The organism is Streptomyces canus 299MFChir4.1 (assembly GCF_000383615.1).
Lineage (GTDB): Bacteria > Actinomycetota > Actinomycetes > Streptomycetales > Streptomycetaceae > Streptomyces > Streptomyces canus_C.
This window is the reverse complement of sequence record NZ_KB911604.1, coordinates 22,645-44,543: the sequence shown is the minus strand read 5'-3', so window position 1 is coordinate 44,543 and position 21,899 is coordinate 22,645. Positions and strand designations below refer to the sequence as shown.

General features: G+C 73.0%; 20 protein-coding genes and 1 pseudogene. 9 read left to right on the top strand and 12 right to left on the bottom strand.

Going from position 1 to position 21,899, the window contains the following annotated elements; all coding sequences use genetic code 11:
• Positions 1–2: 2 nt before the first annotated feature.
• The 8 genes from H293_RS0134285 to H293_RS0134250 form a co-directional block, all read right to left on the bottom strand.
• Positions 3–2,996, bottom strand: a complete 2,994-nt coding sequence (locus tag H293_RS0134285; RefSeq protein WP_020122336.1) for an AAA family ATPase — start codon at positions 2,994–2,996, stop codon at positions 3–5.
• Positions 2,993–4,156 carry an exonuclease SbcCD subunit D gene (locus H293_RS0134280; protein ID WP_020122335.1) on the bottom strand — a complete coding sequence of 388 codons (1,164 nt, stop codon included), beginning with the start codon at positions 4,154–4,156 and terminating at the stop codon, positions 2,993–2,995. The genes H293_RS0134285 and H293_RS0134280 overlap by 4 nt, the downstream gene beginning before the upstream one ends.
• Positions 4,157–4,259: 103 nt before the next feature.
• Positions 4,260–4,886, bottom strand: a complete 627-nt coding sequence (locus H293_RS0134275; RefSeq protein ID WP_020122334.1) for a YigZ family protein — start codon at positions 4,884–4,886, stop codon at positions 4,260–4,262.
• A gap of 58 nt (positions 4,887–4,944) precedes the next feature.
• Positions 4,945–5,484 carry a SixA phosphatase family protein gene (locus H293_RS0134270; protein ID WP_020122333.1) on the bottom strand — a complete coding sequence of 180 codons (540 nt, stop codon included), beginning with the start codon at positions 5,482–5,484 and terminating at the stop codon, positions 4,945–4,947.
• Complete coding sequence (locus H293_RS0134265; RefSeq protein WP_020122332.1) at positions 5,481–6,197, bottom strand: hypothetical protein; 717 nt, start codon at positions 6,195–6,197, stop codon at positions 5,481–5,483. Before H293_RS0134265 ends, H293_RS0134270 begins: the two co-directional genes overlap by 4 nt.
• 216 nt (positions 6,198–6,413) lie before the next feature.
• Positions 6,414–7,115, bottom strand: coding sequence for a response regulator (locus tag H293_RS0134260; protein WP_020122331.1), 702 nt, complete (start codon positions 7,113–7,115; stop codon positions 6,414–6,416).
• Between the two features lie 80 nt (positions 7,116–7,195).
• Positions 7,196–7,900: a CBS domain-containing protein gene (locus tag H293_RS0134255; RefSeq protein ID WP_020122330.1), complete on the bottom strand. Its 705-nt coding sequence runs from the start codon at positions 7,898–7,900 to the stop codon at positions 7,196–7,198.
• Between the two features lie 28 nt (positions 7,901–7,928).
• Positions 7,929–8,393: a Crp/Fnr family transcriptional regulator gene (locus tag H293_RS0134250; protein WP_020122329.1), complete on the bottom strand. Its 465-nt coding sequence runs from the start codon at positions 8,391–8,393 to the stop codon at positions 7,929–7,931.
• Positions 8,394–9,535: 1,142 nt separating this feature from the next.
• Between H293_RS0134250 and H293_RS0134245 the strand changes: the two genes are divergently transcribed.
• From H293_RS0134245 to H293_RS52995, 4 genes and pseudogenes are all read left to right on the top strand, one after another.
• Positions 9,536–10,165 (top strand): hypothetical protein, encoded by a 630-nt coding sequence (locus tag H293_RS0134245; RefSeq protein ID WP_028808445.1) that lies wholly within the window; start codon positions 9,536–9,538, stop codon positions 10,163–10,165.
• Positions 10,166–10,328: 163 nt separating this feature from the next.
• Positions 10,329–11,234: a universal stress protein gene (locus H293_RS0134240; protein ID WP_033415978.1), complete on the top strand. Its 906-nt coding sequence runs from the start codon at positions 10,329–10,331 to the stop codon at positions 11,232–11,234.
• A gap of 75 nt (positions 11,235–11,309) precedes the next feature.
• The gene (locus H293_RS0134235) at positions 11,310–12,332 is read left to right on the top strand and encodes a zinc-dependent alcohol dehydrogenase (protein ID WP_020122326.1); all 1,023 of its coding nucleotides are present in this window, start codon (positions 11,310–11,312) and stop codon (positions 12,330–12,332) included.
• An 11-nt stretch (positions 12,333–12,343) separates the two neighbouring features.
• Positions 12,344–13,203 (top strand): annotated as a pseudogene (locus H293_RS52995) (universal stress protein).
• Positions 13,204–13,213: 10 nt separating this feature from the next.
• On the opposite strand, the gene ppk2 reads toward H293_RS52995, so the two are convergent.
• On the bottom strand, positions 13,214–14,017 hold the full coding sequence (gene ppk2, locus H293_RS0134225) for a polyphosphate kinase 2 (protein ID WP_020122325.1): 804 nt from the start codon (positions 14,015–14,017) through the stop codon (positions 13,214–13,216).
• Positions 14,018–14,594: 577 nt separating this feature from the next.
• Between ppk2 and H293_RS0134220 the strand changes: the two genes are divergently transcribed.
• The 3 genes from H293_RS0134220 (at position 14,595) to H293_RS0134210 (ending at position 18,087) form a co-directional block, all read left to right on the top strand.
• Positions 14,595–15,002: a CoA-binding protein gene (locus H293_RS0134220; RefSeq protein WP_020122324.1), complete on the top strand. Its 408-nt coding sequence runs from the start codon at positions 14,595–14,597 to the stop codon at positions 15,000–15,002.
• Positions 15,003–15,152: 150 nt separating this feature from the next.
• Entirely contained in the window at positions 15,153–16,793 is a 1,641-nt protein-coding gene (locus tag H293_RS0134215) for an APC family permease (protein ID WP_028808444.1), read from the top strand.
• A gap of 82 nt (positions 16,794–16,875) precedes the next feature.
• Positions 16,876–18,087 (top strand): 4-hydroxybenzoate 3-monooxygenase, encoded by a 1,212-nt coding sequence (locus H293_RS0134210; RefSeq protein ID WP_020122322.1) that lies wholly within the window; start codon positions 16,876–16,878, stop codon positions 18,085–18,087.
• Positions 18,088–18,091: 4 nt separating this feature from the next.
• On the opposite strand, the gene H293_RS0134205 is transcribed toward H293_RS0134210, so the two are convergent.
• Positions 18,092–18,451: an ArsR/SmtB family transcription factor gene (locus H293_RS0134205; protein ID WP_033415977.1), complete on the bottom strand. Its 360-nt coding sequence runs from the start codon at positions 18,449–18,451 to the stop codon at positions 18,092–18,094.
• Between the two features lie 63 nt (positions 18,452–18,514).
• On the opposite strand from H293_RS0134205, the gene H293_RS0134200 reads away from it, so the two are divergent.
• The gene (locus H293_RS0134200; protein WP_020122320.1) at positions 18,515–19,555 is read left to right on the top strand and encodes a cation diffusion facilitator family transporter; all 1,041 of its coding nucleotides are present in this window, start codon (positions 18,515–18,517) and stop codon (positions 19,553–19,555) included.
• A 2-nt stretch (positions 19,556–19,557) separates the two neighbouring features.
• Here the strand turns inward: H293_RS0134200 and H293_RS0134195 are convergent, their stop codons facing one another.
• Both H293_RS0134195 and H293_RS0134190 read right to left on the bottom strand, forming a co-directional pair.
• Positions 19,558–20,115, bottom strand: a complete 558-nt coding sequence (locus tag H293_RS0134195) for a YbaK/EbsC family protein (RefSeq protein ID WP_020122319.1) — start codon at positions 20,113–20,115, stop codon at positions 19,558–19,560.
• A gap of 20 nt (positions 20,116–20,135) precedes the next feature.
• Positions 20,136–20,708 carry a helix-turn-helix domain-containing protein gene (locus H293_RS0134190; protein WP_020122318.1) on the bottom strand — a complete coding sequence of 191 codons (573 nt, stop codon included), beginning with the start codon at positions 20,706–20,708 and terminating at the stop codon, positions 20,136–20,138.
• 93 nt (positions 20,709–20,801) lie between these two features.
• Here H293_RS0134190 and H293_RS0134185 point away from each other — a divergent pair, with 93 nt between their 5' ends.
• Positions 20,802–21,659: a DMT family transporter gene (locus tag H293_RS0134185; RefSeq protein ID WP_020122317.1), complete on the top strand. Its 858-nt coding sequence runs from the start codon at positions 20,802–20,804 to the stop codon at positions 21,657–21,659.
• The last annotated feature ends 240 nt before the right edge of the window (positions 21,660–21,899 follow it).

Below are 21,899 nucleotides of genomic sequence, written 5' to 3'. Positions count from 1 at the left end.
CCTCAGCCTCCGCCGCGCTGTCTCAGCACCGACCCCGACCGCCCCTTCACGACTTCCAGTTGGGCGTGGATCCGGCGGCGCAGATCGGCCACATGACTCACGATGCCCACGCTGCGGTCGCGTTCGCGCAGTGAGTCCAGGACGTCGAGGACCTCGTCCAGGGTCTGGTCGTCGAGGCTGCCGAAGCCCTCGTCGATGAAGAGCGTGTCGAGCCGGACCCCGCCCGCCTCGTCGGTGACGACGTCCGCGAGGCCGAGCGCCAGGGCGAGCGAGGCGAAGAAGGTCTCGCCGCCCGAGAGGGTGGCCGTGTCCCGCTCCCGTCCGGTCCAGGCGTCGACGACATGCAGTCCGAGTCCGCTGCGGCCTCGGCCGGTGCGGTCGTCGGAGTGGACGAGGGTGTAGCGGCCGGACGACATGCGTCGCAGGCGCACGGTCGCGGCGGCCGCCACCTGCTCCAGCCGGGCCGCGAGTACATAGGACTCCAGACGCATCTTGCGTTCGTTGTCCGCGGAGGTGCCCGCGGCCAAGGCGGACAGCCGGGCCACCCGGTCGTACTCCTCGCGCAGCGGCGCCAGCCGTCCCAGTGCGGTGGCCGAGCGGGCCGAGAGCCGGTCCAGTTCGGCGCAGCGCCGGGCTGCCGCGTCGCGTGCGGAGGCGGCCTCGCGGACCCGGCGGCCCGCGTCGGCGGCGGCCCGCTCGGCCGCGAGGACGTCGGCGGCCGGACGCTGGGCCGCCTCGGCGGTGTCGGCCTCGGCGAGAACGGCCCGCACGGCGGACTCCTCGGCCTGCCAGGCGTCGAGCCGGTGCTGGAGGTCGCGGTGGGCCGCGTCGTCGAGGAGGGCGGCGGCCGCGGCCTGCGGGGTGTCGAAGCCGGCCCGGAAGGCGGCGTCGGCGAGGCGGGCGTCGGCGTCCTTGAGCCGCTGGGCGGTGTCCTCGGCGGCGCGCGCGGTGTCGGCGGCCTCGGTGAGCAGCGCGGTCTGCCGCTCCAGCTGCGCGGCTCGGGCGGCCACACTGCCGGCGGCACCGCGCGCCTCGGCCAACTCCGCTTCCAGGGTGGTTCGTTCCCGGTCCAGGGCGTCCCGGCGGGCGCCGCGGGTGGCGGTGCGCACGGCGGCCCCCTGCTGGGCGGTCAGCCGTCGTTCGCGCTCCCGCTCGGCCTGCCGCAGTCGTTCCGTCGCGGTGTGCAGCGCCGAGGCGAGGGTGCGGACCTCTGCGTACTCGCGCTCCAAGTCGTCCGCCTGGAGGGCGAGTTCCTCGGTGGAGGTGTCGCCGGCCTCGCCCTGGGCGGCGGCCAGCGCCCGCTGGACGAAGGCGAGGCGCCGCTCGGCCTCGGCCCGCTGCTCGTCGGCGCGCTGCGAGCCGGCGAGCGCGCGCTCCTCGGTCTCCCGGTCGACGTGTCCGGCGTCCTTGCGGGCGGGGGCAGGGTGCTCGGTGGCGCCGCAGACCGCGCAGGGCTCGCCGTCGGTGAGCTGTGCGGCCAGCTCGGCGGCGATGCCGTTCAGCCGCCGCTCCTTGACGTCCAGCCAGTCGGCGCGGGCCTGCTGCGCACGGTCCGTCGCGTCGATGACCTGCCGCTGGGCGTCGTCGGTGTCCCGGGCGAACTGGTCGCGCTGACGAGCGGCGGCGAGCCGCTTGCGGGCGGGCTCGCGCTGCACGGCCAGCTGTTCGGCGCGGGTGGCCGCCTCCTGGGCGGACTCGACGCCCTGCTGGAGCCCCGCCCGGGTCTCCTCCCACCCGGCGAGCCACGCCTCGGCCTCGTGCAGGACGTCCTCGTCGGACCGCTCCTCACCGTCCAACTCGGTGCGTTCGCGTACGAGTTCGGCGAGCCGCTGCTCGGCGCGCCGGGCCGAGTCCAGTCCGCCCAGCTCCTCGGCCGTCCGGCGGGCGGCGGCGGCGAGTCCGGCGGCGCCCGCGTCCACGAGGGTCGCCGGCAGCAGCTCACGCGCGCGTGTCTCGGCTTCGGCGGCCCGTCGGTGCTCGGCCTCGGCCGCCTCCCGCAGTTCCAGCGCGGGCGCCACCGCCTCCGCCTTGCGGGCCCGCTCCATCCGGGCCTGCGCCTGGTGGTAGCCGTCGGCCCGCTCCTCCAGCAGCGCGGCCCGCTCGCGCGCCTGCGCGAAGCGGCGTTGCAGCCGGTCGACTTCGCGTACGTCGGCCAGGGCGCGCTCGGCGGCGGCTTGGGCGGACTCGGCGGCACGGAGCCCGCAGTGGGCGATCGTCAGCTGTTCGCGGGCGGTGCTGCGGGCCACGGCGGCCGCGCTCAGGACGGACTCGGCAAGCCCCGGCTCACCGGGCGTCAGCTCCGGCAGCTCCATGGCGTCGCCGGCCGCCTGCTGCATGCGGTGCGCGTCGGCCAGCAGGGCCGCGTCACCCTCGCGCACCTGCGCCTCGGCCGCGCGGCGCCGCTCGGCCAGCCGCTTCTCGACCTCGGCGAACCGGTGGGTGTCGAAGAGCCGTCCCAGCAGCTTGCCGCGCGCCTCGGCGTCGGCCCGCAGGAAGCGCGCGAAGTCGCCCTGGGGCAACAGCACGACCTGGCAGAACTGCTCGCGGCTCATGCCGAGCAGCTGGGTGATCTCCTCACCGATCTCCTGGTGGGACCGGCTCAGGTCCTTCCAGGCCGCGGCTACGCCGTCGTACTCGCGCAGCCAGCTCTGCGCCTTGTCGAGCGTCGTGCCGGTACCGCGCTTCTTCGGGCGCTCCCAGGGCGGTTGCCGGGTGATCTCCAACCGGCGTCCCGCGACGGTCAGTTCGAGACGGATCTCGGTGCGGGTGCTCGGGGCGGCGTGATCGCTGCGCAGTGCCGTCCCCTGGCCGCTCTGCCGGGCCCCCGGTGCCGAGCCGTACAACGCGAAGCAGACGGCGTCGAGCACGGAGGTCTTGCCGGCGCCCGTCGGGCCGTGCAGCAGGAACAGTCCGGCCGCCGACAGCTCGTCGAAGTCGACCGTCTGGGTGGCGCCGAACGGTCCGAAGGCGGTGATGTCGAGCCGGTGCAGCCTCACCGCGCCACCTCCCGCACGGCCTCGTCCGCGCGCACGGCGTCGAACGCGTCCCGCAGCACGGCCTGTTCGCGCTCGTCGGGCCCTGCGCCGCGCACATGGGCCACGAAGTCCTCGGCGATCTCCTGGTCACTGCGCCCGGCCAGCCGCCGGGCGTAGGACACGTCGGGGTCGTCCGGCGCCCGCTCGGGATCGAACACAAGGCTGAGCGTGTGCGGGAAGCGCTCGCAGAGGCGGGCCATGGGTTCGGCGGGGCGGACCGGGTCGGTGAGGGTCGCCTCGACCCAGGCCTCCTCCTGCGGCACGAGCCGCGGATCGGCGAGGAGTTCCTCCAGCGTCCCGCGGATCCGGGCCAGCGCCCGTGGCACCGGGCAGTCGACGCGCTCGGCCGTGACCGCGCCCCCGGCGTCCAGGTCGACCAGCCACATGCTCTTGCGGTGGTCGCTCTCCGAGAACGAGTACGGCAGCGGGGAGCCGGAGTAGCGCACCCGCTCGGTGATGGTCTGGCTGCCGTGCAGATGCCCGAGGGCCGCGTAGTCGACCCCGTCGAAGACACCGGCGGGAACGGCGGCCACTCCGCCCACGGTGATGTCCCGCTCGCTGTCGCTGGCCTCGCCGCCGGTGACGAAGGCATGGGCGAGGACGACGGACCGCGTCCCCGGCGCGCGCGTAGCGAGGTCGGCGCGGACCCGCTCCATGGCGGCGGCGAGCACGGCCTCGTGACCCGCCTTCTCCACCCCGAACTCGTCCTTCACCAGGGCGGGTTCCAGATAAGGCAAGCCGTAGAAGGCCACGTCCCCATGGGTGTCGGCGAGCACCACGGGAGTCCCGCACGCCGCGGGCTCGGTCCGCAGATGGATGCCGGCGCGCCCGATCAGTCCCGCGCCGACGCCCAGGCGGCGGGCGGAGTCGTGGTTTCCGGAGATCATCACCGTCGGCACGCCGAGGTCGGCGAGCCGGTGCAGGGCGTCGTCGAACAGCTCGACCGCGGCGAGCGGCGGCACCGCACGGTCGTACACGTCTCCCGACACGACCACCGCGTCCACCGCGTGCTCCCGCACGGTGCTGACGAGGTGACCGATGAACTCGGCCTGGGCCCCGAGCATGTTGACCCGGTGGAACGCGCGGCCGAGATGCCAGTCGGAAGTGTGCAGCAGTCTCATGATCCCCGACCCTAACGGCCGGGTCTGACATCACGGGCGGTTACTCCCGTATCGCCCCGTCATGACCGGACAAAGGCAAGGGTGTTATGCCCGAAAAGGGCAACTAGGCGTCTCCGTACGCCTCTCCCCCGAGCTCGAACCCCGCCGTCCCCGCGGTCACGTCCGCCAGCCACCCCCGGAACGTCTCCACGTCCGCGTCCGGCAAGCCGATCTCGATCGTGACCGCCTCGCCGTAGCGGACGTCCCGTACCTCGCGGCCGGTCGACCGGAGGTCGTTCTGCACCTTGCCCGCGCGCCGGTGGTCGACGGTCACCGTGGCGAGGCGGAACCGGCGGCGCGTGCGAGTGCCCACCGCGTCCAGGGCCTCGCCGACCGCGCCGCCGTACGCCCGGATGAGCCCGCCCGCACCGAGCTTGACACCGCCGTAGTAGCGGGTGACGACGGCGACGACGTACCGCATGTCGCGGCGCAGCAGCATCTGGAGCATGGGGACACCGGCGGTGCCGCCGGGTTCGCCGTCGTCGCTCGCCTTCTGGATCGCGGCGTCGGCGCCGATGACGTACGCGTAGCAGTTGTGGGTGGCGTCCGCGTGCTCCTTGCGGACGGCTGCGACGAAGTCCTGGGCCTCCCGCTCGGTGGCCGCCGGGGCGAGTGCGCACAGGAAGCGGGAGCGGTTGACCTCGGTCTCGTGCACACCCGCGCGGGCCACTGTGCGGTACTCGTCCGGCATCCGGTCAGCCTAATCCGTGCCCGGGCGTCGGCCACGCGTGCGCGTGGGCCTCCCCTGGTCACTTCCTCCCGCGCGGCACCATGACGGACGTGAGCAGCGCCGTCCCCGGCTCCAGATCCCGCCAGGACGTGCCGTGCCAGGCCAGCACCGCGATCGCGGACGTCGGGAACTTCACCCGTACCTCGTCCAGCGCGTCGTCGAGGCCGTCCCCGGCCAGGGTGAGGACCAGCTCCTCCAGGCCGGGGTTGTGCCCGACGAGGAGCAGGGTCACGACCTCGGGAGGCGTCTCGTGCAGGGCCGCCAGCAGCTCCGGTACGTCGGCCCCGTACAGCCCGGGGTCGAGGCGTACCGGCGGCGGGGTGCCCCACTGGGCGGACGCCAGCTCCCAGGTGTCCCGGGCGCGTACGGCGGTGGAGCAGAGGGCGAGGTCGGGGAGCAGGTCGGAGGCGGCGAGGACGCGGCCCGCCTCCGGCGCGTCCCGGCGGCCGCGGGGACCGAGGGGCCGCTCGTGGTCGGCGACGCCCTCGGGCCAGGCGGACTTGGCGTGTCGGAGCACGACCAGGCGGCGCAGCGGGCCCGCTCCGGTGCGCGCGATCATGCCGGGGATCCCAGGTCGCGGGTGAGTTCGAGGCCGAGCAGCCGGTCCGCGTAGGCGTACGTCTCGAAGCGGGCGCCCTCCGGCAGGTCCGACTCCTCGACCCACCGCAGCACACGCAGCACCTCGGGTACGTCCAGGTCGTCCTCCCAGGCGGTACGGAGCCGTCCGCGCACCTTGTCGGGGACGGGCCGGGACGGATGCCGGGCCCACGCGGCGACGGCCCGGCGCCAGCGCTGGAGGGTGCCGCGGGCCTCGGCCAGGGCTGCCTCGTCGAGCCGTGCGGGCGTGCTCCGGGGCGGGGTGAGCAGGGTGAGGCGGACCTCGGCGGGATCCGCGCCCTCCGGGAGGTCCGGGGTCTCCACGCGCGCGACGGCGACGCGGATCCCGTCCGGGGCCGCACCACCCTCCGCGACGACATGGACGACCTGGCTCTCGCCCCAGCCGGGGCCGACGTCCCGGCGGTCCTCGAAGGGCCGGATGCCCAGGGCGGCGGCGCCCGCGTGCAGCTCCGCCTGTTCGCGGTCGCCGGTGAGCAGCGCCCACACGGGCGTGCCGCCGATCTCCAGGGCCCGGGCGAGGAGGTCGGCGACGAGCAGGATGCGGAGGGCGGAGGCGTCGTAGCCCGGCACATGGGCTTCGACTCGGGTCAGGCCCCTGCGGGCGGGGACGGCGTCGACGGGCTCGCCGGTTCGGGCGTCGGTGATGCGCAGCACGGGGCGAGCGTAGGCGGACGAAGGGCGCCGCGCAGGTGACTGACCGGTATTCCGGACACGGTTACGGGATTCAACCAACCGCGCCCGCGTGGAGTGGATACGGACGCGGACAAGGACGCGGTCCAGTACGGCGAGCGCGGATGTCTGCCCAGGAGGTCGGCCACCAGCTGCCGTGCGCCCTGTCCCCTCCGGGCCGTACGCTCCGGGCGCGGGCCCTCACCTGGTGGGTCGGTCGTCCGATTCCGGCTGCTCCAGCTGCGAGGCCAGGACCGCGGCCTGGACGCGGCGCTGGACGCCGAGTTTGGCCAGCAGCCGGGAGATGTGGTTCTTGACGGTCTTCTCCGACAGGTAGAGCTTCTTACCGATCTCGCGGTTGGTCAGTCCGTCGCCGATCAGCGCGAGGATGTCCCGCTCACGGGGCGACAGGCTCGCCAGTTCGGGCGAGATCGCCGGCGGCTCGGCGGGGTCGGCGCGCAGGGAGCGCATCAGACGGGCCGTGGTCGCGGGGTCCAGCATGGACTGTCCGGAGGCGACCGTGCGGACCGCCGAGACCAGGTCGGATCCCTTGATCTGCTTGAGGACATAGCCCGAGGCCCCGGCCATGATGGCGTCGAGGAGGGCGTCCTCGTCGTCGAACGACGTCAGCATCAGACAGGCCAGCTCCGGCATCTGGCTGCGCAGTTCGCGGCAGACGGTGATGCCGTCGCCGTCCGGGAGGCGTACGTCGAGCACGGCCACGTGGGGGCGCAGCGCCGGGCCGCGCACCAGGGCGTGCTCGACGGTACCGGCGTCACCGACCACCGAGATGTCCGGTTCGGCGTCGAGCAGGTCGGTCAGGCCCCGTCGTACGACCTCGTGGTCGTCCAGCAGGAAGACACGGATCGGGTTCTGCTCCGTGAAGGTGCCTGGCTCGGTCATGACGACCCCTCGTTCCCCGGTGGCGGACGGACTGCGGGCTGTCCGTGAGGACGATCATCGCGCGCGGGAGGCGGGACGCACTAGGGCCGACCGGCCCAAGGTGCGCCGGAGGGCCGGGCGCCCGCGGAGTCCGACGGGCTGTGCTCCCCCTCCGGCTCGAAGTCCACGTCCACCACGCCTTCGACGGCTCGCACCAGACGGGCGGCCACGGGGATCAGGGACGTGTCCCGGACCCGGCCGACGAGCCGCACCGCGCCGTCGTCCACCCGGACGCGGACCGAGGAGTCCGGTGGCGGGAAGAGGTACGCCACGATCTCGCGCCGCACCTCCTCGGCGATCTCCTCGTCGTCGCGCAGGAACACCTTGAGCAGGTCGGATCTGCTGACGACGCCCTGCAGCAGGCCCCGTTCGTCCACCACGGGCAGGCGCTTGATCCGGGCGTGGGCCATGGTGCGGGCGGCCCGGGCGAGCGTCGCGTCCGGGCGGGTGGTGAGCGCCGGTGAGGTCATCAGCTCCGCCGCGGTGACGGCCCCGGCCTTCGCCAGGTCGGTCAGGCGGCGCAGCTGGGTACGGCGGTCGGGGTCGCTGTCGCGGAACTCCTCCTTGGGCAGCAGATCGGCCTCGGACACGACCCCGACGACCCGGCCCTCTCCGTCGACGACCGGCAGCGCGCTGATCCTCCGGTCCCGCATCAGCCGGACGATCTCCTTGAAGCCGGCCGTGCGGCCGACGGCGGCGACGGTGCGGGTCATGACGTCGCCGACGATGTGCGGGGTGCCGTGCATGATGACTCCTCTCCCCCTGACGGTTCCCTCAGACGATGCTGCCGGAGCCGTACGGGGCGTACAGGTCCAGGAGCCGGATCCGCGCGGAGTGCAGTCGGTGGGCGAGCACGTCCCCCACCCACTGGGCCACGGCGCTGCCCATGGCCGGGTCCTCCCGACACATCAGGCGGACGGCCGTGGCGTCGAACTCGTACGCCCGCACCGGGCTCGTCGCCTCGGCGCCCAGGTGCCAGCAGTGCGGGGCGAACAGCCAGGACCAGCCGACGAGTTCGTTGTGCCGCAGGGCCTCGATGACGGCCGGCCGGCGTCCCGGCACCCGCATGTCGAGCTCGACGGTGCCCGTCCGGATGATCCAGAACCGGTCGGCCCGGCTCCCCTCCTCGAACAGCCGCGTCCCCTGCGGGAAGGACACCTCACGGGCGACGCGCATCAGCCGCTGCTGGTGCTCGGCGGGCAGGGCGCGCAGCATGCTGGGCGTGGGCGTGGTGATCATGACGTGCCTCCCGACTGGTGCGGAACTGCTGCGGCCAGCGTCCCTCCGTCCTCGACCACGTCCCATGGGCCATTCGGCCCTCCAACCGAGCCACCCGGCTCCGATACGACCGCCACCGCGCCGCACCCCGGACACGAGACCCACCGGGCAGCCCGCTCGACCCCAGCACAACCACCACCCAGGTCCCAGCCCGGGCCCCCGACCCATCGGGCAGCCCCCTCGGCTCCAGCACGACAGCTTCCGCGCCTGCGGCCCGGACGCCCCGTCCCTCGGGTGGCCCCTGACTCCGACGCGAGCGCCAGCCCGGCCCACGGGGAGCCCGCTCGACACCGGCACGAGCGCCCGGTCCCTCAGGCGCCACCCCTGCTTGTGCGCGGCACACCCGGCTGCTCCCCGGTCGGTCCGACACGGCCGCCCGCTACCTCAACTCCGCTACGAGCCCTACCCCCGCCCTGCCCCGACCCGATCCCCCAGCCCCTCGAACAGCCCGCACGACTCGAGCACGACCGCCCCCGCACCTCCCACCGGAGAGCCCCGTCCCTCAGGCGGCACACCTGCCTGTGCGCGCTACACCCGACTGCTCCACGGTCCGACACGGCCGCCCTCAACTCCCGTACGAGCTGCCCAGGCCCCGCCCCGAGCCCCGGCCCCCAGCCCATCGGACAGCCCCCTCGGCTCCAGCACGACGCCGCCGCGCCTCCCGCCCGGGGGCCGGCGTCCCCCCGGCCCCGCGGGCAGTCCCCTCCCCCCGATACGAACTCAGCCCCGACCCCGCACCACTCCGGAGGAGATAGGCGGCCACCGCCCCGGCAGCGTCGGCCAAATCAGGGTCGGCACACGGAGTCCACCGCATACCCAAAGGCCGTCCGAAAGCCCCCGGTTGCCGCACACGACGGCGAACATCACGCCACAGCGCCCGAGTTCGCGACGGCAGCCCACTACCTGGTCGAGGTCGCTTCAGCCCTGCCACAGCGCACCGCCGACGTCCCGCCCCGTGATTCACCGCCACCCCCAACCGGCCCTCCGAACAGGGCCGTTCAGCCCCATGTCCACCGACCTTCGGCACCCGGCGGCGGAGACCGCACACGAGCAGGGTGAGGGACGTCAAGCACCGACCGGAGCTCCTTGAAGGGATCACCACCATGGCCGTGCACGAGCCCCCTCGCCGGAGCCCGGGCTACCACCTGCCCTCCTTCCGCAGGAACCGCACCACCTCCGCCACCGCGTCATACGCCGCGGCAGCGCGCACTGACGCACGGGCCTACGCGTTCGCGTTCGCGTCCCTGCGCCTGCTCACCGGATTCGTCTTCCTATGGGCGTTCCTCGACAAGACCTTCGGTCTCGGATACGCCACCCCGTCCGGCAAGGGCTGGATCGACGGCGGCTCGCCCACCAAGGGCTTCCTCGGCGGTGTGGCCGCGGGCCCGATGGAGTCCACCTTCCACTCCTGGGCGGGGGACACCTGGGCCGACTCGCTGTTCATGCTGGGCCTGTTCGGCATCGGTGTCGCGCTGATCGCCGGGGTGGCGCTGCGGTTCGCGGCCGTCGCCGGCACCGTGATGATGGCGCTGATGTGGGTCGCCGAGTGGCCGCCCGCCCAGCACCTCTCCGACGGTTCGCCGAGCATGTCGACGAACCCCTTCGCCGACTACCACCTCGTGTACGCCCTCGTCCTGACCGCCCTGGCCGTCGCCTCCGCGGGCGACACCCTCGGCTTCGGCAGGCTCTGGGCCAGGCTCCCGCTCGTCAGCCGAAAGCGCTGGCTGCGCTGACCGCGGGAGGCGCGACGGGCCCCTCAGGGGGGCCACGGGTCCGCCGCACCGATGACCGGCCCGCACCGCTGACCGACCCGGGCCGGTCGGCCCACGGCAGGGACCTACGACCCCTGCCGTGGGCCCTTTCCGAGGACGACGCTCGAATCAGGAGGTGGAGATCATGGTCCGTACCGTCATCGCAGGTCTCGACGGCTCGCGCGAGAGCCGGGCGGCGGCCGAGTGGGCCGCCCGTGAGGCGGGGCTGCAGGGCCTGCCGTTGCGGCTGGTGCACGTCTGGGAGCCGGTACCCGACCCCGTCGCGCAGGCGCCGCTGCTCGGCGCGGAGACCCAGCAGCACTGGACCGAGCGGATCCCCCGGGAAGCGGCGGAAGGCATCCGGCTGCGCCACCCCGGCCTGGAGGTGAGCACCGGGCAGTTGTCGGGCCGGCCCGCCGACGAGCTGCTGGGCGCGGCGAAGGACGCCGAACTGCTGGTTCTCGGCTCGCGCGGGCTGAGCGGGATCGGCGGGTTCATGGTCGGCTCGGCCGGGCTCTCCGTCGTGGCGCACGCCGAGCGGCCGGTCGTGCTGGTCCGCGCCGACCAGCAGGCCGCCGACGAGCACGAGACGGATCCCGTAGGCATCCCGTCCGCCGCGACCCCGTTCCGCCCGGTCGTCCTCGGCCTCGACATCGACAGCCCGGACGAGGAGCTGATCGGCTTCGCGTTCGCCGCCGCCGCCCGCCGCGGCACCTCCCTGCGGGTCGTGCACGGCTGGAACCCACCCCCGTACTACGCCTACGGCCTCGCCGTGGACCTCGAACTCCACGAGGAACTGGCCCGGCGCGAGACCGCCGCCCTGGCCGAGGTGCTGGCCCCGTGGCGCAGGAAGTTCCCGGACACCGAACTCACCGAGGAGTCGCGCTACGGCACCCCCGCGAGCCACCTCGTCGACGCCTCCCGGGAGGCCTCCCTGATGGTGGTCGGGCGCCGGATCCGCCGCCGCGCGCTCGGCACCCACATCGGGCCCGTCACGCACGCCGTCCTGCACCACTCCATCGCCCCCGTCGCCGTCGTCCCGCACAACTGACCACGAATGGCCCCAGCTAACCGCAACGGACCGCAACTCACCGCAACTGACGTAGAAAACCCGAGGAGTTGAACCATGAAGGCAGCGGTCGTACGAGCCTTCGGAGAGCCCCTGGTCATCGAGGAACGGCCCGACCCGGAGCCCGGCCCCGGCCAGGTCCGCGTCCGCGTCGAGGCCTCCGGGCTCTGCCACACCGACATCCACGCCGCCCGCGGTGACTGGCCCGTCAAGCCGAACCCGCCTTTCGTGCCCGGCCACGAGGGCGTCGGCATCGTCGAGAAGCTCGGCGCGGGTGTCACCCACCCGTCCGTCGGGCAGCGGGTCGCCGTGCCCTGGCTGGGCTGGGCCTGCGGGCGGTGCGAGCACTGTCTCTCCGGCTGGGAGACGCTGTGCGAGCGGCAGACCAACACCGGGTACGGCTGCGACGGCGGTTACGCGGAGAAGATGCTGGCCTGGGCCGACTTCGCCCAGCCGGTGCCGCACGGCGTCACCGCCGTCGACGCCGCCCCGCTGACCTGCGCGGGCGTGACCACGTACAAGGCGCTCAAGGTCGCCGGTGTGCGGCCCACACAGCTCGTCGCTATCTCCGGGATCGGCGGGCTCGGTCATCTGGCCGTGCAGTACGCGAAGATCGCCGGAGCCCAGGTGGCCGCGATCGACGTCACCGACGAGAAGCTCGAACTCGCCGCCGAACTCGGCGCGGACTTCGTCATCGACGCCCGCAAGCACGACGTGGGCGAGGTGCTCAAGGGGTACGGCGGAGCGCACGCGGCGATCGCCCTCGCGGTGAACGAGGACGCCTTCGCCGCCGTCAACTCGGGGCTCAGGCGCGGCGGAAGACTCGTCATGGTCGCCCTGCCCGCGCATGGGACCGTGCCGGTCCCGATCTTCGACACCGTCCTCAACGGGACGAGCGTGATCGGCTCGATCGTCGGCACGCGGCAGGACCTCGCCGAGGTCTTGCAGCTGCACGCGGCCGGACGGACCCGGGTGATCTCCGAGACCCGCCCGCTCGCCTCCGTGAACGAGTCCATCGAGGACGTGCTGCGCGGTCAGGTCAGGGCCCGGATCGTCTTCGATCTCGGTGCGGGGCGGTGAGCGCGATGCCGATGGATCTCCCGGTCGTCGTCGGCGTCGACGGCTCCGAGCCGAGTCTGCGGGCCGTGGACTGGGCGTCCGACGAGGCAGTCCTGAGGGTGTGCCGCTGCGGATCGTGAACGCCTGCCTGTGGGAACGCTACGAGGGCGCCGCCCTGGCCCACGACCTCGGCGAGTCCTCCGCCCGAGCGCTGCCGCAGGAGGTGGTGCAGGGTGCCGTCCGGCGCGCCGGCGCCCGTCATCCCTATCTGAAGGTGACCTCCGAGGTGGTCTTCGAGGAGCCCGAGTACGCACTGGTGCGGGAGAGCCGCGGCGCCTGCGCGCTGGTGACCGGCACCCGTGGCCGCGGCGGCATGGCCGAGGCGCTGCTGGGTTCCGTGAGCCTGGCGGTGGCCGGACACGCGCACTGCCCGGTGATCGTGGTCCGGGGCAGCCATGACAACCGGGCCCGGGCCGGGCGCCAGGGCCTCATCGTCGTCGGGGCCGGCGACAGGACGGCCGCGGCCTTCGCCTTCGAGGAGGCCGCGCGACGCGGGGCGGCGGTGGAGGCGATACGGGCCTGGCGCTGCCCGGCACGCGAGAGCACCGACCATGCTCTGCTGACAGGGGAACCCGCCCGGCTGCACGAGCGGCAGGCGGTCGAGGCCCTGGACTCGGCACTCCAGGACGCGCCCGGCACTGCCGAGCTGCGCCGCCGTACCGTCGAGGGTCCTGCCGGGGCGGTGCTGGTCGGCGCCTCGCACCACGCCGACCTCCTGGTCGTGGGCGCCAGGCGCCGCCCTCGGCACTTCGGGCTCCAGCTGGGCCGGGTGGCCCACCGGGTGCTGCACCACTCCGCCTGCCCGGTAGCGATCGTGCCCGAGGAGGGGTGAGCGGCTCCGCTCAGAGACTCGCCGCGTGGTCGGGGACGTAGGTCTGCAGATCACGCGGCGGGCGCTGATACCCGGTCGACCTCGGCCGCTCGGGCAGTTCGAGGACCGGCGGCGGGACCTCGCGGTACGGTACGGAGCCGAGCAGGTGGGCGATCATGTTCAGCCGGGCCCGGCGCTTGTCGTCGCTCTCCACGACGAACCACGGCGCCTCCGCGATGTCGGTGTGCACCAGCATCTCGTCCTTGGCCCGGGAGTACGCCTCCCAGTGGGTGATGGACTCCAGGTCCATCGGCGACAGCTTCCAGCGCCGCAGCGGGTCCTCCAGACGCTTGCGGAACCGCTCCTGCTGCTCGGTGTCGCTCACCGAGAACCAGTACTTGCGCAGCACGATCCCGGCCTCGACGAGCATCCGCTCGAAGATCGGGCACTGGCGCAGGAACAGCTGGTACTCCTCCCTGGTGCAGAAGCCCATCACGTGCTCGACACCGGCCCGGTTGTACCAGGACCGGTCGAACAGCACGATCTCGCCGGCCGCCGGCAGGTGCTCGACGTACCGCTGGAAGTACCACTGGCTGCGCTCGCGCTCGGAGGGCTTCGGCAGCGCCGCGATCCGGGCGACACGGGGGTTGAGGTGCTCGGCGACCCGCTTGATGGTGCCGCCCTTGCCCGCCGCGTCCCGGCCCTCGAACACCACGACCACCCGGGCGCCCTCCGCACGCACCCACTCCTGAAGCTTCACCAACTCCGTCTGGAGACGCAGCAGTTCCTTCTCGTAGGTCTTGCGCGGCAGCTTCTCCGCGCCCTTCTCGGCCATGCCGCCTCCACCCTCCGCCAACCGCCGGACAGCCGTCCCGTGCCCGAGGTCGAACACCTGGCCGCCACCGTACTTTCCGCCACCGGCCCACGCACGCCGAAGGCCCGTCGGCGCGCGGCCGGACCTCCCCTGGGGCGTACCCCCGCCCCGCGGCCGCACCGCCGGGTGAGACGACCTGTGCACGGACCGTCCGTCCGGGCCGACGCGGAACGGTGGTATCAGGGGCGCCCGGCAGCGCCTCCGCGGTGGCACGGCAGGGCCGGGGCGCCCGGGCACGCCCGTCCGGCAGTCACCCACTAGCTCCCGGAGGTTGCTGAGCCGGCACCGCCTCGGCAATCTCCTCCAGCCTGCCGCCACCCTGCGGCGCACCGCCCCGAGCACACGCAGCCGGGCCTTGGGCCCCCACCAGGCTGAGCCCCGTCGGCACTGCGCAGGACAGCCGCCGCGGCGGACCACGCGACACGGCGGAACGGACCCACCGAACGGCCCGCGCCCGCCAGGGCCACACGCCGGGAAGACCAGGACCGCAACCGGTGTTCCCTCACATGCCGAAGTCCGCCTTCCCAAGGAGATCCCCGTGTACGGCGACCCAGCGACGATCCGCAAGATCCTCACCGAACTCGGCGACACCTGGGCCGTCGTGGGCCTGTCGTCGAATCAGGGGCGCGCCGCCTACCGCGTCGCCGAGGTCCTCCAGCGCCACGGCAAGCGGATCGTGCCGGTCCACCCCAAGGCGGAGACCGTGCACGGCGAGCAGGGGTACGCCTCCCTCGCGGACATCCCCTTCGACGTGGACGTGGTCGACGTGTTCGTGAACAGCGACCTGGCGGGGGCGGTCGCCGACGAGGCCGTGGCCAAGGGCGCGAAGGCGGTGTGGTTCCAGCTCGACGTCATCGACGGGCCCGCGTACGACCGCACCCGTGCCGCCGGTCTGGACATGGTCATGGACAAGTGCCCGGCGATCGAGATCCCCCGCCTGGGCTGATTCCTCTCCCGAATTCCTGAAACACTCGCAAGGAATTCCCCGCAGAGAAGTCAATATACGACAACCGCCTTTAGCTCAAAGGCGGTTGATTCGTAATCTGGGGCCGCTCACACAGTAAATGTATGTAATTCGTGAGAGGCCCCTTAATTTATGGTAAGCGTCGATTCAGCACCGGGGACAAAGGGAACACCGGGCGGCGGCCTGCGGCGGGACGTGGGGCTGATCGGGCTCATGTGGGCCTCGGTGGGTTCCATCATCGGCTCGGGCTGGCTCTACGGCGCCCAGGAGGCCGTCGTCGTGGCCGGCCCCGCGGCCGTGATCTCATGGGTGATCGGCGCGGTCGCCATCGTGCTGCTCGCCCTCGTCCACGCGGAACTCGGCGGAATGTTCCCGGTGGCGGGCGGCACCGCCCGCTATCCGCATTACGCTTTCGGCGGCCTCGCCGGAATGTCCTTCGGCTGGTTCTCCTGGCTCCAGGCGGCGACCGTGGCGCCGATCGAGGTCGAGGCGATGATCGGTTACGCCGGTCACTGGTCGTGGGCGCAGGGACTCCAGCATTCGGACAAGACGCTCACCACGAGCGGGCTCCTCGTCGCCGTGGTCCTCATGGCCGTCTTCGTGGTCGTCAACTTCCTCGGTGTACGGGCGCTCGCGCACACCAACAGCGCCGCCACCTGGTGGAAGATCGCGGTGCCGCTTGCGGCCATCTTCATCATCGCGATCGGCAACTTCCACCCGGGCAACTTCCACTCGGAGGGCTTCGCGCCGTTCGGCGCCAAGGGGGTGCTGAGCGCGATCAGCACCAGCGGCATCATCTTCGCCCTGCTGGGCTTCGAGCAGGCCATCCAGCTGGCGGGCGAGAGCCGAAACCCCAGGCGTGACCTGCCGCGCGCGACCATCGGCTCGGTGGCGATCGGCGCGGTCATCTACGTACTCCTCCAGGTCGTGTTCATCGGCGCGCTGCCGCACAGCACGTTCGCGCACGGCTGGGCGAAGCTCTACTACACCGGGATCAGCGGCCCTTGGGCCGGACTGGCGACGCTCGTCGGACTCGGCTGGCTGAGCGTGGTGCTCTACCTGGACGCCGTGATCTCGCCGGGCGGCACCGGTCTCATCTACACGACCGCGACCTCGCGGGTCTCCTACGGCCTGTCCAAGAACGGCTACGCGCCCAAGCTGTTCGAGCGGACCGACCGGCGGGGGGTGCCCTGGTTCGGCCTCGCGATCTCCTTCGTGACCGGCGTGGTCTGCTTCCTGCCCTTCCCGAGCTGGCAGCAGCTGGTCAGCTTCATCACCTCGGCGAGCGTCCTGATGTACGCCGGTGCCCCGCTGGCCTACGGCGTCTTCGCCGACCGCCTGCCCCACCACGAGCGCCCCTACCGGCTGCCCGCCGGCTCGGTCCTGTCCCCGGTGTCCTTCGTGGTGGCCAACCTCATCATCTACTGGGCGGGTTGGCACACCCTGTGGCGGCTGGGCGTGGCGATCGTCCTCGGCTATGTGCTGCTCGGCGGTTACGCGCGCTACGCGGTGGCCAAGGGTCTGCCCGACGCGCCCCGCCTGGACTGGAAGGCCGCCCAGTGGCTGCCGGTCTACCTGGTGGGACTGGGCCTGATCTCCTGGCAGGGCGGCTTCGGCGGCGGCTCGGGCCGGATCGGCCTGTGGTGGGACATCCTGCTGATCGCCGTCTTCTCCCTCGCGATCTACTACTGGGCGCGGGCCACCGCCTCCCCGGCCGCGGAGATCGAGCGCAGCATCGACGAGGTCGCCGTCACCGACGCACCCGCGCACTGAGGCAGGCGGACCGGGTGCCTCCGCGCACCGAGACACCCGGCCCCCCTCCCCGCCCGCACCGCGTCGCCGACATAATGACCCGGTGACCTCCCACTCCAACTCCGGTGCACCACGGCGCTTTCCGGTCGTCATAGTCGGTGCCGGACCCGCCGGGCTGACGGTCGGCAACATCCTCCGGGCCGCGGGCGTGGACTGCCTCGTCCTGGAGGCGGAGACCCGCGCGTTCATCGAGCAGCGGCCCCGCGCGGGCGTCATCGAGGAGTGGGCCGTACGGGGTCTGCAGCGGCGCGGTCTGGCCGACACTCTGCTGGCGCGCGCCCAGTTGCACACGGAGTGCGAGTTCCGCTTCGCCGGCGAGCGCTTCCGCTTCGGTTACGGCGAGCTGACCGGGCAGCACCACTTCGTGTACCCGCAGCCCCTGTTGGTCACGGACCTGGTCCACGAGTACGCCGACGCGAGAGGCGGCGAGATCCGCTTCGGCGTCCAGGACGTCCGGCTGCACGACCTGGAGACGTCCCGGCCGTCCGTGTCGTACACCGATGCCGACACGGGCGAACGGCAGCTGGTCGAGTGCGAGTTCGTGGCCGGCTGCGACGGGGCCCGCGGGGTGAGCCGCACGGTCCTTCCCGAGACCACGCACATCGCCCGGCACGACTACGGCATCGGCTGGCTGGCCCTGCTCGCCGAGGCCCCGCCGTCCTCCGACTGCGTCCTGTTCGGCATCCACCCGAACGGTTTCGCCGGACACATGGCCCGCAGCCCCGAGGTCACCCGCTACTACCTGGAGTGCCCGCCCGGCGACGACCCCGAGAACTGGTCCCACGACCGGATCTGGGCCGAACTCCATCAACGTCTGGGCGCGGACGGCACCCCGCCGCTCACCGAGGGCCCGTTGATCGAGAAGCGCGTCCTCGACATGCACAACTACGTCGTCGAGCCCATGACGTACGGCCGCCTCTTCCTCGCGGGAGACTCCGCCCATCTCACCGCACCCATCGCGGCGAAGGGCATGAACCTCGCCCTGCACGACGCCTTCCTGCTCGGCGACGCGCTCGTCGCCCACCTCGGCAAGGACGACGGCAGCGGCCTCGACGGCTACTCGGAGGCCTGTCTGCGGCGCGTGTGGGACTACCAGGAGTTCTCGCAGTGGCTCTCGGAGGTCTACCACGGCACCTCGTCGGGCGACGAGTACCGCGCGGGCACCACCTTCGCCCGCCTCCGCCGCCTGTTCACCTCACCGGCGGCCGCGGCGGCCTTCGCGGAGCAGTATCTCGGTACGGCGGCCGCGTACTGATCCCTCAGTCGTGCACCGGCCGGTCGCTGAGCCGGTGGTCGGCCACGTTCAGGGCCTCGTCGACGAGTCGGCGCAGATGCCCGTCGCGCAGGGTGTAGATCACCCGGCGCCCCTCCTTCCGCGTGTTCACCAGCCCGGCCAGCCTGAGCCGCGCCAAGTGCTGGCTGACGGCCGGCCGGGCCGCCCCGCACGCCTCGGTGAGGGTCGTGACATCGGCCTCCCCGCCGGTCAGGGCGTGCAGGAGGGTGAGGCGGGTGCGGTCGCCGAGCAGTGCGAGGATCTCGGCGGCGAGGGTGAACTGTTCCTCGCTAGGGGTGCGCGGGTGCGCATCGTGTGCAGTTGATAGGTGCATGCGTGCGCTCATACGCACATAATGGCTCCGTGGGCGCGGTACGTCCACCACCGCGCGCATCGGAAGGGGCACCACGTGAGCGACCACGACCACCACCACGGCCATCCGCACGGGCACGAGCACCGGCGCCATGGCTTCCGTCACCGCCTGGCCCACCTCCTCACCCCCCACTCCCACGAGACCGCCGACAAGCTCGACTCCGCCCTGGAGTCCTCCGCCCGCGGTCTGCGCGCCCTGTGGGTCTCGCTGGCGGTGCTGGGGGCCACGGCCCTGGCGCAGGCGGTCGTCGTGGCCGTGTCCGGGTCCGTGGCACTGCTCGGCGACACGGTGCACAACGCGGCGGACGCGCTGACCGCCGTACCGCTGGGCATCGCCTTCGTGCTGGGCCGGCGTGCGGCCACCCGCCGTTTCACGTACGGCTACGGCCGTGCCGAGGATCTCGCGGGCATCGTGATCGTGCTGACGATCGCCGCGAGCGCCGCCTTCGCGGGGTGGGTGGCGATCGACCGGCTGCTCGATCCGCGTCCCGTGGCGCACGTCCCGGCGGTCGCCGCGGCGGCGCTGGTGGGCTTCGCGGGCAACGAGTGGGTCGCCCGCTACCGCATCCGGGTGGGCCGGGACATCGGCTCGGCCGCACTGGTGGCGGACGGACTGCACGCCCGCACCGACGGGTTCACCTCACTGGCCGTGCTCGTCGGGGCCGGCGGCTCGGCCCTGGGCTGGCAACTCGCGGACCCGATCGTGGGGTTGGCGATCACGGCCGCCATCGCGCTGGTGCTGCGGGACGCGGCGCGCGAGGTGTTCCGGCGGGTGCTCGACGCCGTCGACCCGGCCCTCGTGGACCGGGCCGAGGACGCCTTGCGGGAGGTCGAAGGGGTGCGCGGAGTCGGCGAGTTGAGGCTGCGCTGGATCGGGCACCGGCTGCGCGCGGAGGTGGCGGTCGTGGTGGACGGGGAGATGACGGTACGACAGTCGCACGCGGTCGCCGTCGAGGCCGAGCACGCCCTGCTGCACGCGGTGCCCCGCCTCACGGCAGCCCTGGTGCACGCCGACCCGGCCTCAGCACCCGGCGAGACCGACCCGCATCACGCCCTCGCCCACCACGCGCCGGCCTGAGGTCAGGCGACGCCGAGCCCTTCGAGCACCACCGCACCCGGCAGCTCCGCGAAGGCCTTCCCCGGCACCAGCAGCTTGCCCCGCCGGCGTCCGCTGCCGACCAGGACGTACGGCAGGTCGACCACGGCCGAGTCGACCAGCACCGACCAGTCGGCGGGAAGCCCGATCGGGGTGATGCCGCCGTACTCCATGCCGGTCTCCCCTGTCGCGGTGTCCATCGAGGCGAACGAGGCCTTGCGCGCGCCGAGTCGGCGACGGACGACCCCGTTGACGTCGACCCGGGTGGTGGACAGGGCCACGCACGCGGCGAGGGTGGTCTCGCCACCGCGCTTGCCCGCCACCACGACACAGTTCGCCGACTGTTCGAGGAGCTCGCGGCCGTAGTGCTCCACGAAGACCGCGGTGTCGGCCCACCGCGGGTCGGTGTCGACGTACACGATCTGCTCGGCGGGGACGCTGCCGCTCCAGTGGCGTACGGCGTCGGCGACCGGGCGGATCAGCTCGTCGAGGGCGGCGGGGGCCGGGGTGGCGTGGTCGAAGTGTCCGATGGGTGCGTCCATGGCGGCACGCTAACAGCCGCTCAGGACACCGCCGGCACCGAGACGGCCATGACCATCTCCATCGGCACAGCGCCCTGATTGCCGTACGTGTGCGGGGTGTTCGCCTCGAAGGAGGCGCTCGCGCCCGCGGGGACCCGGTGCTCCACCCCGTCGACGGTGAGGGTGAGCTCGCCGGCCGTGACGTGCACGAGCTCGACCGTGCCCGTGGGGTGCGGGTCCGAGGGGCTGCTCTCGCCGGGCATCAGCCGCCAGTCCCACATCTCCAGCGGGCCCGGGGCCTCGGCGCCCGCGAGGAGCCGGTTGTAGCTCCCCGCGTCGGTGTGCCACAGGCGTACGGCCTGCTCGGCGGGGACGATCCGCACCTTCGGTCCCTGCTCGTAGTCGAGGAGCGTGGTGATGCTGATCCCGAGGGCGTCGCCGATCTTCACGACCGTGCCGAGGCTGGGGTTGGTGCGGGCCTGCTCGATCTGGATCAGCATGCCGCGGCTGACGCCCGCTCGGGCGGCGAGCGTGTCCAGGGTGAATCCGCGCTCGGTCCGCCAGCGCTTGACGTTGCGCGCGAGGGACTGGGTCAGGAGGTCGAGGTCCGACACGTCACGTCCAATATTCTGTATGACATAGTGCAACTTAATGAACTACGGTGGGGTGCACCCGATCGTTCACCGAACTGTACTGCGAGGCGAGCCGTGACAGCATTCTTCGCCCTGGCCACCAGCCTGTTGTGGGGCCTGGCCGACTTCGGCGGCGGGGTGCTGACCCGACGGCTCCCGGCGCTCACCGTGGTGGTCGTGTCGCAGGGGATCGCGGCGGCCGTACTCGGCGCGATCGTGGTGGCGACCGGTGGCTGGAGCGAGGCGGGGCCGAGGCTGTGGTTCGCGTTCGCCGCGGGGCTGGCCGGGCCGGTCGCCCTGATCTGCTTCTACAAGGCGCTCGCGCTGGGTCCGATGGGAGTCGTCTCCCCGCTGGGCACGCTGAGCGTGGCGGTCCCGGTGGGTGTCGGTCTCTGCCTCGGCGAGCGTCCCGGCCCGGTGCAGGCCGCGGGCATCGCGGTGGCCGTCACCGGAGTGATCCTGGCGGGCGGCCCCCAACTGCGCGGGGCCCCGGTGCAGCGTCAGGCGATCGTCCTGACCCTGATCGCGGCTCTCGGCTTCGGCACGGTGTTCGTCCTGATAGCGGAGGCGTCCACGACCGTCACCGGCCTGTTCCTCGCCCTGTTCGTGCAGCGCCTGGTCAACGTGGCGGTCGGAGGCGCCGCCCTGTACGTCTCGGTGAAACGGGGCGCCCCGGCTCTCCCGGCCGCCGGCTTCCCCTGGCCGTCGCTCCCCGCGCTCGCCTTCGTCGGCCTCGCGGACGTGGCGGCGAACGGCACGTACTCGGTGGCCGCCCAGCACGGCCCGGTCACCGTGGCCGCCGTCCTCGCCTCGCTCTACCCGGTGGTCACGGCCCTGGCCGCCCGCGGCTTCCTCAGCGAACGCCTCCGGACCCTCCAGGCAGCGGGCGCGGGCCTGGCCCTGGTAGGCACCCTGCTCCTCGCTACGGGCTGACTGCACACCGTTCAGTTCAGGGACCAGGGTGCATGTCGATCTGCGTGGGCCGAGGGGGCAGTGGCGCTTCGTTGCGGGCGGGCCTGGCCGACTGGGCCGAGGGCGGCGGAAGCGCCGAGGACAGGTCAGCCCGGCCAGCCGCCTTCGCGACCCCGCCCAGGCGGATCACCGAGGGCTCGACCCACCCCACGCCGAACTGCCCAGCCCCTCGGCCGAGCCGGCTCGCCAGGCACCGGCCCC